Annotated in this window: 14 protein-coding genes; 3 read left to right on the forward strand and 11 right to left on the reverse strand. The window is 70.0% G+C overall.

From position 1 onward, the window contains the following. Nucleotides 1-37: 37 nt before the first annotated feature. From mftD to mftA, 11 genes are all read right to left on the reverse strand, one after another. Nucleotides 38-1,396, reverse strand: a complete 1,359-nt coding sequence (gene mftD, locus N1032_RS07930) for a pre-mycofactocin synthase MftD (RefSeq protein WP_259538483.1) — start codon at nucleotides 1,394-1,396, stop codon at nucleotides 38-40. A gap of 69 nt (nucleotides 1,397-1,465) precedes the next feature. Next, a complete protein-coding gene (locus tag N1032_RS07935) occupies nucleotides 1,466-2,281 on the reverse strand; it encodes a mycofactocin-coupled SDR family oxidoreductase (RefSeq protein ID WP_259538484.1) in 816 nt (271 codons plus the stop codon). 121 nt (nucleotides 2,282-2,402) lie between these two features. Next, nucleotides 2,403-3,323 (reverse strand): vWA domain-containing protein, encoded by a 921-nt coding sequence (locus tag N1032_RS07940; protein WP_259538485.1) that lies wholly within the window; start codon nucleotides 3,321-3,323, stop codon nucleotides 2,403-2,405. Nucleotides 3,324-3,389: 66 nt separating this feature from the next. Further along, nucleotides 3,390-4,301, reverse strand: a complete 912-nt coding sequence (locus N1032_RS07945) for an AAA family ATPase (protein WP_259538486.1) — start codon at nucleotides 4,299-4,301, stop codon at nucleotides 3,390-3,392. Between the two features lie 13 nt (nucleotides 4,302-4,314). Further along, entirely contained in the window at nucleotides 4,315-5,154 is an 840-nt protein-coding gene (locus N1032_RS07950) for a mycofactocin-coupled SDR family oxidoreductase (protein WP_259538487.1), read from the reverse strand. Between the two features lie 10 nt (nucleotides 5,155-5,164). After that, nucleotides 5,165-5,998: a mycofactocin-coupled SDR family oxidoreductase gene (locus tag N1032_RS07955; protein ID WP_259538488.1), complete on the reverse strand. Its 834-nt coding sequence runs from the start codon at nucleotides 5,996-5,998 to the stop codon at nucleotides 5,165-5,167. A 52-nt stretch (nucleotides 5,999-6,050) separates the two neighbouring features. Then, entirely contained in the window at nucleotides 6,051-6,887 is an 837-nt protein-coding gene (locus N1032_RS07960; RefSeq protein WP_259538489.1) for a mycofactocin-coupled SDR family oxidoreductase, read from the reverse strand. A 76-nt stretch (nucleotides 6,888-6,963) separates the two neighbouring features. After that, nucleotides 6,964-7,773 carry a mycofactocin-coupled SDR family oxidoreductase gene (locus tag N1032_RS07965; protein ID WP_259538490.1) on the reverse strand — a complete coding sequence of 270 codons (810 nt, stop codon included), beginning with the start codon at nucleotides 7,771-7,773 and terminating at the stop codon, nucleotides 6,964-6,966. A gap of 73 nt (nucleotides 7,774-7,846) precedes the next feature. Then, nucleotides 7,847-9,148, reverse strand: a complete 1,302-nt coding sequence (gene mftC, locus N1032_RS07970; RefSeq protein ID WP_259538491.1) for a mycofactocin radical SAM maturase — start codon at nucleotides 9,146-9,148, stop codon at nucleotides 7,847-7,849. Further along, nucleotides 9,145-9,435 carry a mycofactocin biosynthesis chaperone MftB gene (mftB, locus tag N1032_RS07975; RefSeq protein WP_259538492.1) on the reverse strand — a complete coding sequence of 97 codons (291 nt, stop codon included), beginning with the start codon at nucleotides 9,433-9,435 and terminating at the stop codon, nucleotides 9,145-9,147. The genes mftC and mftB overlap by 4 nt, the downstream gene beginning before the upstream one ends. Nucleotides 9,436-9,444: 9 nt before the next feature. Then, nucleotides 9,445-9,552 (reverse strand): mycofactocin precursor MftA, encoded by a 108-nt coding sequence (mftA, locus tag N1032_RS07980; protein WP_259538493.1) that lies wholly within the window; start codon nucleotides 9,550-9,552, stop codon nucleotides 9,445-9,447. A 94-nt stretch (nucleotides 9,553-9,646) separates the two neighbouring features. Between mftA and mftR the strand changes: the two genes are divergently transcribed. The 3 genes from mftR to N1032_RS07995 all read left to right on the forward strand — a co-directional run bounded on the left by mftR (nucleotide 9,647) and on the right by N1032_RS07995 (nucleotide 12,871). Beyond that, a complete protein-coding gene (mftR, locus tag N1032_RS07985; protein ID WP_259538494.1) occupies nucleotides 9,647-10,273 on the forward strand; it encodes a mycofactocin system transcriptional regulator in 627 nt (208 codons plus the stop codon). Further along, entirely contained in the window at nucleotides 10,273-12,009 is a 1,737-nt protein-coding gene (locus tag N1032_RS07990) for a GMC family oxidoreductase (RefSeq protein WP_259538495.1), read from the forward strand. The genes mftR and N1032_RS07990 overlap by 1 nt, the downstream gene beginning before the upstream one ends. 109 nt (nucleotides 12,010-12,118) lie before the next feature. Next, nucleotides 12,119-12,871, forward strand: a complete 753-nt coding sequence (locus N1032_RS07995) for a class I SAM-dependent methyltransferase (RefSeq protein WP_259538496.1) — start codon at nucleotides 12,119-12,121, stop codon at nucleotides 12,869-12,871. Nucleotides 12,872-12,951: the final 80 nt, after the last annotated feature.

The raw sequence follows: 12,951 nt of genomic DNA on the forward strand, positions 1-12,951 counted from the left end.
AGCCCGAGCAGCCCGCCCGGCCCGTCGCGACCGCGCGTCAGCCGTCGGACTCGGCCTTCGCCAAGGGCTTGGCCGTGCGCGTTCGCGGGCCCGTCTTCGACGTGGTCTTGGCCGGAGGCGCCGTCGACGCCCCGGAATCGACGACCGCGCCCGACGCGCCCCCGCCCGCACCACCGGCATCCGCACCGCCGCCCGCGCCACCCGGCCCGCCCGAAGCCCCCGCCCCGTCCCCGCCGAGCGTCACCTCGAACCCCGCCGGAATCACCAGATCGCCCACCCCCAGCTCATGCACCGATGCGTGCCCGGTGCCGAGCACCGCCGAGTCGAGCCCACCGCGCAGGATGTCGAGCACGTTCTCGACCCCCGCCTGCCCGTTCGCCGCGAGTCCCCACAAGTAGGCCCGCCCGATCATCACGGCCCGCGCCCCGAGCGCCACCGCCTTCGCCACGTCGCCACCGCGCCGCACCCCGCCGTCGAGCACCACCTCGATCTGGTCGCCCACGGCCGCCACCACCGACGGCAGCGCGCGGATCGTGGCCGGCGTCGTGTCGAGGTTGTTGCCGCCGTGGTTCGACACCGAGATCGCCGTCACACCGGCGTCCACCGCGCGCCGCGCGTCGTCGACCCGGGTGACACCCTTCAGCATGAACGGCCCGCCCCACTCCTCGCGCAGCCACGCCACGTCGTCCCAGGTGGGCGGCGGCGTCTGCATCCACTCGTAGTAGGCGCCGAAGAAGGTCGGCGCGTCGCCACCGGGCGGCTGCAGGTTCGGCGCCGTGAGGTCGGGCAGCTCCCGCCGCTTGAGGTAGGCGAGCAGCCATTGCGGATGCGGCAGCACGTTGGGCGCGAACGTCACCATCGTCTTGAGGTCGAGCTTCTCGGGAATCGACGGGCTGCCCCAGTCGCGCCCGTTCGAGAACGACCAGTCGAGCGTGGCGATCAGTCCCTTCGCCCCAGCCTTGCGCGCCCGGTCCATGCGCTGGATCATCGCGTCGCGCGTTCCCGTCCAATACATCTGGAACAGCGTGTCGGGGTTCGCCGCCACGACCTCCTCGACCGGCTTCGACGCGAACGACGACAGCCCCATGCTGATGCCCCGATTGGCCGCGGCCCGTGCCACCGCCACCTCACCGTCGGGGTGCACCGCCTGCACACCGGTGGGCGAGATCATCACCGGGAACGACAGCGGCAACCCCATCACCGTCGTCGAGAGCTCGCGGTTGGGCTTGTGCCCGGCCACGTGCGGCGCGAATCCCAGCTGCGAGAACGCCCCGATGTTGTCCTCGATCGTGAGCCCGCGCTCCGACCCGGCGACCAGTGCGCCGTAGACCGAGCTGGGCAGCCTCTTCTTCGCCCGGCGCTGCGCCTCGGCGACCGTCTCGAACCAGGGATTCATGATTGCCCTCTCTCATCGTTCGTGGCCGCCGAGCAGGCGACCGGATGCCGCCGGCAGGGCGGCATCGCATCAGAAGTACTGCGCACCCGCGTCGACACTCAGGTGCTCGGCCGTGATGAACTTCGCGTCGTCCGACGCCAGGAACGCCACCGCGTCGGCGATGTCCTCCGCATCGACCGACCACACCGGCAGGAACGGCGTTCCCATCACCGCGAGCGGCGGGTTGCTCTCGTTGGTGTGGGTGATGGCGGCGATCATGTCGCCCGACCCCATCGGCGTGTTGACGGCGCCCGGGTGCACGCTGTTCACCCGGATGCGGTGCTTGCCGAGCTCGGCCGCGAAGGCGCGCGTCATGCCGGTCACGGCGTGCTTCGACGCGGTGTAGTGCACCATGAACGGCTGCATCTTCTTGCCCGCGTAGGAACTCGTGAGGATGATCGAGCCGCCGCCGCGCTCGACGAGGTGCGGTGCGCCCACCATGACCGTGTTCCAGACCCCGGTCACGTTGATGTCCATCGTGGTCTGGAACATCTCGGGCGTCGTCTCGTTCCAGATCGCCGGGATGCAGATGCCGGCGTTCGCCACCACGATGTCGAGCCCGCCGAAGTCGGCGACGGCCCGGTCGACGAACGCCCGCATGGCAGGCAGGTCGCGCACGTCTCCCTGCTCGAACGCGATGCGCCGGTCGAGGGCCTCGACCTGCTTCACGGTCTCGTCGAGGTCGGCGATCGACGACGAGTCGTAGGGCACGAGCGGGATGTCGCCCGCCAGATCGATCGCGATGATGTCGGCGCCCTCGCTCGCGAGCTTCACGGCGTGAGCACGCCCCTGCCCGCGCGCGGCACCCGTGATGAACGCGACCTTGCCGGTCAGTCTTCCCGCCATGTTTCAACTCCTTCGTCGACATGCAGCTTCTCGGTCCCCACCATATGACACCCGGTGCCACAATGCCAGGCTCCCCGCAGACCGCGCAGCGCACACGCCCCGCTGACCGCACCCACCCCACTCACTGCCGGAACACCTCGCCGAGCGCCGGCGCGATGTCGTGGAACGACCGGATGGCCCGGAAGGCGCCCCGCCCGATGCGCGCCAGTTCCCGCCCGAGCTCGACGTCTTTCTCGCCGCTCGTGTCGAGCAGCACGTCGAGTCGGGGCAGCCGCCCGGCGAACGGGCGCGGGTCGGGCCCGGCGTTGTGCACGCAGTCCGACAGCAGGATGACGCGGGCGTTGCGCTCGGGAACGCCCGCGAGCTGGGTGGCCGCCAGCTGCAGCGGGAAGGCGATGTTCGTGAGCCCCTTGGCCGGGATGCGCAGCATGTCGTCGAGCAGTTCCATGGCCCGCACCGGGTCACCGAGTCGCGAGAGCACCGCGGCATCCGACCAGAACGCGATCACCGCCAGCCGGTCGTGCGACAACTCCGCCGCGAGCGCTCCGACGGTGGCCGCGGCCGTGCGCACCCGTTCGCCCTTCATCGACCCCGACACGTCGACCGCCAGCACCACCGACCGACGCGCCCGCACCCGCTCGCGCACGATGATGTCCTCATCGTCGGGCACGGGCCGCTCGGCGAGCATCTCGAGCGTCAGGTCGAGATCGATGTCGTCGCTCCCGCCGCGGTAGGGCACGCTCGCGAAATGGCCCGATCCCCGGTCGCGGGCGGTGTCGGCCTTGGGCTTCGGCACCGACAGCCGGGCCGCGATCTGCGCCGCGCGTGCACGCACGACCGGTTCGACGAGGGCCTCGTCGTCGCCGACGAGCGTCACGGTGCCCTCGTCGTCGGTGAAACCCGCGCCCGACGCACTCGGCCGCTTCTTCGCTCCCGCCGACCCTCCTCGTCCGGGCTGCGGTCGCAGCACGAGCCCGGCACCGCTTCCCGCCACCTCGAACGCCGTCGGATCATCGACCAGCTGCTTCGGCTTGCGCCGCAACGGCGTGGCCCCGCGCGGAGCATCCGTCGACCGTCGCGAGACGGGACTGTCGGCCTCGACGGCTCTTCATCCGGGCTCCGCCCGGGCGGGTTCCAGAATGAAGTGGTCCTCCCAGATCTCGCGCAGCACGCGTTCGGGCGACGTCTCGGCCGCTTCGTCGACGTGGATGCGCCCTGACAGCGACACGAGCATCGCATCGAACAGGGTGGCCTGGTAGTCGGTGTCGGAGGGCTCGACGAGATCGCGCAGTTCGAACAACTCGTGGGCGACGAGCGCGCAGTCGATCGCGCCGCGCACGCTCGACCCCTGGCGCACGTCCGGATGCTCACGGGTGGCACGCGTCACCGCCACGGCATCGGGGATGATGCGGTCGGCGAGCGGCCCGATCAGTCCGGTGCGCAGCGCCACGATCCCCCGCTCCGACTCCGCGTCTTGATAGCCGATCACGATGCGGTTGAGCCGGTCGCTGACGCTGGTCGACAGCCGGGTCGTTCCGACGTTGTCGAAGGGGTTCATCGACGCGATCACCCGGAACGTCGGCTGCGCCTCGACGAGCCCCACCCGCGGCACCTCCACGGCCCGGTCGGCCATCGCGGTGAGCAGCGTGTTGAGCGTGTCCTCCGGCGCCCGGTTGAACTCCTCGATGTAGAGGAAGCCGCCCTCCCGCATCGCCTCGACCAGCGGACCGGCGACGAAGTTGTCGGCGCTGTAGTCCTCGCGCAGCACCCGGGCGGGGTTGTGGTGGCCCACGAGCTTGGCCGGCGAGAGGTCGGCGTTGCCCTCGACGAAGAACAGCGGGATGCCCCATTCCTCCGTGATCGCCTTGAGCATGGTCGTCTTGCTCGTGCCCGGCGGCCCCTCGAGCACGAGGTCGCGGCCGGCGGCCACGGCCGCGAGCGCGAGTTCCAGCTCGCGCTCACGGCCCACCAGGTGCGCGGCGATGCGGCGCCGGGTCTCCTTCACATCGGTCTCGCCCACGGGCATCCTCTCGTCACTTGATCGTGTAGCCGGCGTCGATCTTGAGCTCCGTGCCGGTCACGTAGCGGGCCTCGTCGGAGGCCAGGTAGAGCACCGCGTTCGAGATGTCGATCGGTTCCACCCACGGGATGGGCAGCGCGTTCGTGGTCGCGAAGATCTCGGCCGCGGCATCCTGAGTCGGATGCTCGACGTCGGGCATGAACAGCCGGAACGTCGCCTCGTTGAGGATCATGTCGGTCGCGACCCCGGTGGGATGCACCGTGTTGACCCGGATGCGGTGCGGCGCGAGTTCGAGCGCGAGCGTGCGCATGATGCCCACCACCGCGTGCTTCGACGCCGTGTAGGCGACGACGTTCGGGGTGCCCTTGAGGCCCGCGGTCGAGGAGGTGAGGATGATCGACCCGCCGGTGCCCTGCTCGATCAGGTGCGGGATGACCGCCTTGGCCGTGTGCCAGACGCCCTTGGCGTTGATGTCGTTCACCATGTCCCACTCGGCGTCGGTCACCAGCTGCGACTCGTCGCCGAACGCGAAGACCCCCGCGTTGGCCGACACGATGTCGACGTGCCCGAGCTCGGCCACGCCCTCGTCCAGCGCCGCCTTCAGCGCGTCGAAGTCGCGCACGTCGGCCGTGCGGGCGACGATGCGCCGGTCGAGCGCCTCGACCTGGCGCACGGTCTCGTCGAAGTCCTCCTGGGTCGCCCCGGCATAGAACCGCTCCATGCCGGGGATCGATTCCGCGATGTCGACCGCGATGATGTCGGCGCCCTCCTGGGCGAGCCGCAGGGCGTGCGATCGCCCCTGCCCGCGGGCCGCACCCGTGATGAAGGCGACTTTTCCGTCTACGCGTCCCATGCCGGCCGCCTCACTTGATCGCCGCGCCGGCGTCGACCGGCAGGGTCACGCCGGTGACGTATCGCGACTCGTCGGAGGCGAACCAGAGCACCGCGTTGGAGATGTCGACCGCCTCGACCCACGGGATGGGCAGGGCGTTCATCTGCGTGGCGGCATCCGCGAAGTCCTGCTTCGTCGGATTCTCGAGGTCGGGCCGGAACAGCCGGTAGATGGCGTCGTTCTGCACCATCGGGGTGTCGACCGTGGTGGGGTGGATGCTGTTCACGCGGATGAAGTCGGGTGCCAGTTCGAGCGCCAGGGTGCGCATGAGGCCCACCACGCCGTGCTTGGCCGAGACGTAGTGCGAGATGTTCTCGTAGGGGAAGAGGCCCGCGTCCGAGCTGGTGAGGATGATCGATCCGCCCCGGCCGCCGGCGCGGATGTGCGGGATGGCCGCCTTGGCGGTGCGCCAGACACCGCCGAGGTTGATGTCGATCATGTTCTTCCATTCCGCATCGGGAATGTTCTCGGAACGGTTGGGCGTGCCGGAGATGCCGGCGTTGGCCGACACGATGTCGAGCCGGCCGAGCTCGGCGACACCGGCATCCAGTGCGCTCTTCAGCTGGTCGAAGTCGCGCACATCGGCCTTCGACGCGACGATGCGCCGGTCGAGCGCCTCCACCTGCCGCACGGTCTCGGCGAGATCCTCCTCGGTCGCCGGGTCGTAGGGGTTCTCGGGGATCGCCTCGCAGATGTCGATGGCGATGATGTCGGCGCCCTCTTGCGCCAGGCGGATCGCGTGCGACCGCCCCTGACCACGTGCCGCGCCCGTGATGAACGCGACCTTTCCTTCTACACGCCCCATTGCGTGCTCCTTTCGTCATGGGCCGAGGGCCCGCGTATTTCGATCTGGTGACCTACTTGATGAGCGAACCGGCATCCACCGGCAGGGTGACGCCGGTGACGTAGCGCGACTCGTCGGAGGCGAACCACAGCACGGCGTTGGAGATGTCGACCGGCTCGACCCACTTGATCGGCAGCGCGTTGAGGGTCTGGAACCGTTCCCCGACGACGTCACGGGTGCGTTCGGCCACCGGGAGGTCGCCGGCGAACAGCGCGTAGGTGGCGTCGTTGTGGATCATGTCGGTGTCGACACTGGTGGGATGCACGGAGTTCACGCGGATGAAGTCGGGCGCGAGCTCGAGCGCCAGCGTGCGCATCAGGCCTACCACGCCGTGCTTGGCGGCGACGTAGTGCCCGATGTTCGGAATCGCCATCAGGCCGGCCGTCGAGGAGGTCAGGACGATCGACCCGCCGTTTCCGCCCGCCTTGAGGTGCGGAATGGCCGCCTTCACGGCGTGCCAGACACCGGTGAGGTTGGTGTCGAGCATGTCGCTCCACTGCTCCTCGGTGAGTTCCTCCATGCTGCCGAAGCTGAAGATGCCCGCGTTCGCCGCCACGATGTCGAGCCGGCCGAGTTGCGCCACCCCGTCGTCGAGTGCGGCTTTGACCGCCTCGTAGTCGCGCACATCGGCTTTCGTGGCGACGATCCGACGGTCGAGTGCCTCGATCTGCCGAACGGTCTCCTCCATGTCGGCCGGGGTCGACATCGGATACGGCACCGAGTCGATCTGGTCTTCGATGTCGACCGCGATGATGTCGGCGCCCTCCTGCGCCAGCCGGAGCGCATGACTCCGCCCCTGACCGCGTGCCGCACCGGTGACGAATGCGACCTTGCCTTCTACACGCCCCATTGCGTGCTCCCTTCTCTTCTTTTCTCTTCCTTCTTGCGATGCCCGGGATGCCTTGCGATGCCCGGGATGGCCCGGATCAGAACTGCGTGTTGCCCGCGTCGACGGTCAGCTCGAGGCTCGTGACATACCGCGACTCGTCGGAGGCGAGGAACAGCACGGCGTTCGACTGGTCGACCGGTTCGGTGATCTCGATCGGCAGCAGGTTGGCGAGCATGCCGCCGAGCTTCGGATGCGCCTCGAGCAGCGGCCCGAAGGCGTCGCCGCCGAGGGTGCCCATCGGTGTGTTCACGCCGGTGGGGTGGATGGTGTTGACCCGGATGTTGTACTCGGCGAGCTCGGTGGCGTAGGCCCTCATCAGCCCGACGACCCCGTGCTTGGCGCTGACGTAGGCCGAGAGGAACGGCAGGCCCTTGATGCCCGCCGCCGAGCTCGTCATGATGATCGAGCCCCCGCCGTTGTCGATGAGGTGCTGCGCCGTGCCCTGCACGGTGTTCCACACGCCGGTGAGGTTCGTGCCGATGGTCTGGTCCCAGACCTCGGCCGAGGTGCCCTTCCAATCGGCGATGACGCAGATGCCGGCGTTGGCCACCACGATGTCGAGCTTGCCGAGCTGGGCGACCCCGTCGTCGATGGCGGCCCTCAGGGCCTCGCGGTCGCGCACGTCGACCTTGGTCGCGATGATGCGGCGGTCGAGTGCCTCGACCTGCCGCACGGTCTCGGCGAGATCCTCCTCGGTCGCCGAGGGATAGTCGATGTTCGGGATGTGGTCGGCCAGATCGACCGCGATGATGTCGGCACCTTCCTGCGCCAGCCGGAGCGCGTGGCTGCGCCCCTGCCCCCGTGCCGCTCCGGTGATGAAAGCGACTTTGCCTTCGACACGCCCCATTGCCTGATCCTTCCTGTTGACACGCGGGTCGTGATGTGCGGCCCGTGGCTTCGTGACGCCGTGCCCCCGATGCTCAGTTGGGGGTGAATCCGGCGAGCGGGTTCTCTTCGCAGGCGCTGACCGGGGGCCGGTCGGGCCGGGTCAGCGAGAGGGTGATCGGGATGCCCCGCTTCTTCGTGGTGATGAGTCCGGTCGCGATCGGCCGGCCGTCGCGGCGGGGGCCGCGCACGGTCGAGTGCGAGTGGTCGCCATCCGGCTTCGGGATCGAGCCGTCCATCTTGCGCTTCTCCAGCGCCTCCTCGCCGAAACCGCGCACGCACTCCGGGTCGGGCCCGTCCAGGGGCAGACCGGTGAAGAACTTCGCCGCCATGCACCCGCCCTTGCAGGTGTCGAAGAAGCTGCAGCTCGTGCACGCGCCGCCGGACTGCGGCGTGCGGAGCCGGGTGAACAGCTCGGAGTTGCGCCAGACCTCCTGGAAGCCGCCCTCACTGCGCACGTTGCCGGCGAGGAACTCGTCGTGGATGGCGAACGGGCAGGCGTACACGTCGCCGATCGGATCGATCAGGCACACCACCCGCCCCGCGCCACACAGGTTGAGGCCCGGCAACGCCGACCCGTAGGCGGAGAGATGGAAGAACGAATCGCCCGTCAGCACCCCTTCGCCGTGAGCGACGAGCCAGTCGTAGAGCTCGCGCTGCTGCTCCGGCAGCGGATGCAGCTCGTCCCAGACATCCGCACCGCGACCGCTCGGCCGCAACCGGGTCAGACGCAGCTGCGCGCCGTACTCGTCGGCGATGGCCTTGAACTCGTCGAGCTGGGGGATGTTCTGCCGCGTGCAGACCACCGAGATCTTGAACCCGGTGAACCCGGCATCCTTCATGTTCTGCATCGCCCGCATCGCGGTGGCGTAGGAGCCGGGGCCGCGCACGTAGTCGTTGACCTCGGCGGTCGCGCCGTCGAGCGAGATCTGCACGTCGACGTAATCGCTGCCGGCGAGCTTCTGCGCCACCTCGGGGGTGATCTTCACCCCGTTGGTCGAGAACTTCACCCCCACCTTGTGCGCGGTGGCGTAGTCGACGAGCTCCCAGAAGTCGCTGCGCACCGTCGGCTCGCCCCCGCCGATGTTCACGTAGAACACCTGCATGCGCTCGAGCTCGTCGATCACCGCTTTGCACTCCTCGGTGCTGAGCTCCCGCGGGTCACGACGACCCGACGACGACAGGCAGTGCACGCAACTGAGGTTGCAGGCGTAGGTCAGCTCCCAGGTGAGGCAGATCGGCGAATCGAGACCGTACTCGAACAGATCCACCAACCGGCCCGGCTGGGGCGGCGGCGCGGGCTTCGGGGCTTCCGGGCGGGCATCCAGGAGTGTCATGACGACCTTTCGACGACCATCGACGACTGCGCCAGCGTGCCGAGGGCCTGCTGATAGCGAGGCAGATCGGCGGCGGCGATGCCGGCGGTCTCGCACGCCACCCTGACCGATGGCGCCGAGGCGAGTGATTGCACGACCGCCAGCAACGTGCGGTCTTTGAGGAACGACAGCTTTCGCGTGCCGAAGTGGTAGAGCAGGGCTCCGAACGGTTCAGGGCGAACGGACACCTGGGGATGCAGATCCCACGCCGTGTCCAGATCGACCCCGTCAGGATTCAGCCGAGACATGGCAGCGGCTCAGTAGACGCCGCACATACCGTCGATCGATACTTCTTCGACCAGCGAATCGGCCTCGATGGCTGCCGGCGCTTCGCTTGCGGTCGCGGTCTGTTCACGTGTACTCATGGGATTCTCCTCATGGTCGTAATCGTCTTCATCGTCGAGTTACTGTGATGGACACGATACTAATGACACCGAGTGCCGAATGGAAGGGGGAACGATGACCAGCGCATCGTCCGGGCCGCCCGCCGGCCCCCCGCGCCTCGGTCGCCAGCCCTCCACCAGCCAGGCCGAGCTGAGTCACATCGCGCTGCAGCTGTTCATCGAGCACGGCTTCGACGCCACCACCATCGACGACATCGCCGCTCGCGCGGGCATCGGCCGCCGCACCTTCTTCCGGTACTTCCCCTCGAAGAACGACCTGCCCTGGGGCGACTTCGACAGCCTGCTCGACCGCATGCGCGACCATCTGCACTCCCTGCCGGCCGGCCTGTCGCTGGTCGAGGCGTTGCGCGCGGCCGTGATCGAGTTCAACCGGTTCCCGCAGGAGGAGGTGCCCTATCACCGGCAGCGCATGGACCTGCTGCTCAACGTGCCGACCCTGGTGGCGCACTCGACCCTGCGCTACGCCTCGTGGCGGCAGGTGGTCGCCGAATACGCCGGTCAGCGCCTCGGCGTGCCCGAAGACAGCCTGCAGCCACAGGCGATCGCTTGGACCTACCTCGCCGTCTCGCTCGCGGCCTACGAGCAGTGGCTGAAGAACGACGACGCCGACCTGATCGCGTTGCTCGACTCCGCGTTCGAGCTGCTCGACACCACGTTCGATCCGCGGCACGACGGTCCGTGATGGCACGCGAGCCTCGCGGCGGCGATCCGGGCGGCGATTCGGGCGCTGGCCCGCGCGCCGGCTCGGCGTTCGACGTGATCGTCGTCGGGGCCGGGGGTTCGGGAGCACCCCTCGCCGCCCGATTGGCCGGGCCCGGATGCCGCGTGCTGCTGCTCGAGGCCGGCCCGGCCCCCGGCACGGTGGCCGGCCTGCCGCCCGAACTGCTCGACGCGGGAATCATCCGCGGCGCCGACCCGGCGCATCCCGACAACTGGGCGCTGCCTGCGCAGCTGACCGCCGGTCGCCCCTATTCGATCGCCCGCGGCCGCGTGCTCGGCGGTTCGACGACGGTGAACGGCGGCTACTTCGTGCGGGCCCGGCGGGCCGACCACGACGACTGGGGCGCCGCCGGCAACGACGAGTGGAGCTACGAGGCCTGTCTTCCCTTCTCGCGCGCGCTCGAGACCGACGAGCAGTACGGTCCGCTTGCCGCACCCCGGCCGGGCCCCGACGACGCTCGGGCGGTAGCGACAGCGGCGACGACGACGGCGACGGCACTGCATGGCAGCTCGGGGCCGATGCCGGTCACCCGGCCCGCGGTCACGAGGGAGGGCGCACCGCACCCGGTGACCGCGGCGTTCGCGGCGGCAGCCGGCGAACTCGGCTTCGCACTCGAGGCCGACAAGAACGGCGAGCAGCCCCCCGGGCACGGACCGTTGCCGATGAACGTGCGCGGCGGCATCCGGTGGAACACCGCCCTGGCCTATCTGCTGCCGCTCGGCACGAACCCCGATCTCGTGGTGCGCGGTGACGCCACCGTGCGCCGGGTGCTCTTCGAGGGCACGCGGGCCGTGGGTGTCGAGCTCGCCGACGGCGAGGTGGTGCGCGCGGGGCGGGAGGTGGTGCTCGCGGCCGGCGGCATCCTGACCCCGCACCTGCTGCTGGTGTCGGGGGTGGGGCCGCGCGACGAACTCGCCCGGCACGGCATCCGGGTGGTGGCCGAGTCACCCGGGGTCGGGGTCGGGTTCAGCGACCACCCCCAGGTGCAGCTGACCTGGCGCCCGCGGCCCGGGATCACCGGGCCCGAGATCACGCCGCCCGGCATCGCCACGCCCGGGGCCAGCACGACCGCCGCTCCCGGCGGTTGGCCCGGGCCGGCCATGGAATGGGTGCTCAACGCCCCGCCCGAGCAGCCCGGCGGTGCCGACATCGAGGTGCTGCCGCTGCTGAAGCCGATGGGCTACCTGCTGCACGGGGTCGTGGCGCCCGACGACCCGCCCGATCTCGCCCTGCTGGTGGCCCTTCAGCGCGAGGCGGCGCGCGGAACCATCCGGTTGGCGTCGGCCGATCCTGCCGTTTTGCCCGAGATCGACTACGACTACCTCTCCGTTCCCGCCGACCACGCCGGCCTCCGGCGCGCGGTGCGACTGGCCGCGCGCCTGGTGGGCACGCGCGCGTTCGCGGCCGTCTCCGAGGGGCTCACGAACATCGACGAGGCCACTCTCGCAGACGACTCGCGCCTCGACTCCTGGGTGCGCTCGAACCTCGGCACGGCCATCCACCTCTGCGGCAGTGCGCGCATGGGCCCCGCCGACGACCCCGGCGCCGTCGTCGACCAGCACGGCCGGGTGCGCGGCGTGACGGGTCTGCGGATCGCGGACACGTCGATCCTGCCGACCGCCCCGCGCCGTGGTCCGGCGGCGACCGCGGTGCTGATCGGCGAGCGCGTGGCCGCGTTCCTGCGCGACGGCGACTGACCGAGCCGCCGCCGAGCCTGAACCGCTGTCGAGCACCGCGCCGCTGTCGAGCAGCGCGCGGCGCCCTCGGGCCCGCCACGCGTCCTTCCACCGGTGGGAGGATGGACGTATGGCCAGAGACCCATCGTTCGCCCTCTCGTTCGGCACCCAGGCCGCCGCCTACGATCGAGGGCGCCCGGGCTACCCCGACGACGCCGTCGAGTGGATCATCACCCGCGCGGCCACCGACGACGACGCTCTGCCCGACGTGGTCGATCTGGGAGCCGGCACCGGAAAGTTCACGGACTCACTCGTCTCGCGCGCGGCCACGGTCACCGCGGTCGAACCGGATGCGCAGATGCGCGAGCGCCTCACCGCCAACCTGCCCGGAGTGGTCGCCGTCGCGGGAACAGCCGAAGCCATCCCGCTCGGTGACGAATCGGCCGATCTCGTCACGGTCGCCCAGGCCTGGCACTGGGTCGACCCCGAGGCGGCGTCGCGCGAGGTCGCCCGCATCCTGCGACCCGGTGGAGCCCTCGCCCTGATCTGGAACATCCGCGACGCCTCGGTCGACTGGATCGCCGAGCTCGGGCGCATCATGGGCGCCTCGGAAGCCGAGCGGTTCGACAGCCTCACTCCCCCGATCGGTGAGCCGCTCACCCGTGACGCTTACGCCGAGTTCCACTGGAGCAACCCGATCAGCCGCGATGAGCTGCACGCGATGGTCACCTCGCGCAGCTACGTGATCGCGATGGGCGCCGCCGAACGCGACGACCTGCTCGCGCGCATCGACCACCTGCTCACCACCCACCCCGACCTCGCGGGCCGCGACACCTTCGACCTCGCCTACTCCACCCGCGTCACCATCGCCCGGCACTTCTGAGCGAGGCACTGCACCCCACGGCTCAGCACAGCACAGCAACACCGCACCCCACCGCACCCCGACCGCACCGCACCCGCACC

This window comes from Herbiconiux daphne (genome assembly GCF_024979295.1).
Lineage (GTDB): Bacteria > Actinomycetota > Actinomycetes > Actinomycetales > Microbacteriaceae > Herbiconiux > Herbiconiux daphnes.

Coding starts and splice junctions, on each gene's coding strand:
- N1032_RS07960 (WP_259538489.1), bottom strand. CDS start 6,887: ATGGGGCGTGTAGAAGGCAAGGTCGCATTCGTCACCGGTGCGGCACGC.
- N1032_RS07950 (WP_259538487.1), bottom strand. CDS start 5,154: ATGGGACGCGTAGACGGAAAAGTCGCCTTCATCACGGGTGCGGCCCGC.
- N1032_RS07990 (WP_259538495.1), top strand. CDS start 10,273: ATGGCACGCGAGCCTCGCGGCGGCGATCCGGGCGGCGATTCGGGCGCT.
- mftA (WP_259538493.1), bottom strand. CDS start 9,552: ATGAGTACACGTGAACAGACCGCGACCGCAAGCGAAGCGCCGGCAGCC.
- N1032_RS07995 (WP_259538496.1), top strand. CDS start 12,119: ATGGCCAGAGACCCATCGTTCGCCCTCTCGTTCGGCACCCAGGCCGCC.
- mftD (WP_259538483.1), bottom strand. CDS start 1,396: ATGAATCCCTGGTTCGAGACGGTCGCCGAGGCGCAGCGCCGGGCGAAG.
- mftB (WP_259538492.1), bottom strand. CDS start 9,435: ATGTCTCGGCTGAATCCTGACGGGGTCGATCTGGACACGGCGTGGGAT.
- mftR (WP_259538494.1), top strand. CDS start 9,647: ATGACCAGCGCATCGTCCGGGCCGCCCGCCGGCCCCCCGCGCCTCGGT.
- N1032_RS07965 (WP_259538490.1), bottom strand. CDS start 7,773: ATGGGGCGTGTCGAAGGCAAAGTCGCTTTCATCACCGGAGCGGCACGG.
- N1032_RS07935 (WP_259538484.1), bottom strand. CDS start 2,281: ATGGCGGGAAGACTGACCGGCAAGGTCGCGTTCATCACGGGTGCCGCG.
- N1032_RS07955 (WP_259538488.1), bottom strand. CDS start 5,998: ATGGGGCGTGTAGAAGGAAAGGTCGCGTTCATCACGGGCGCGGCACGT.
- mftC (WP_259538491.1), bottom strand. CDS start 9,148: ATGACACTCCTGGATGCCCGCCCGGAAGCCCCGAAGCCCGCGCCGCCG.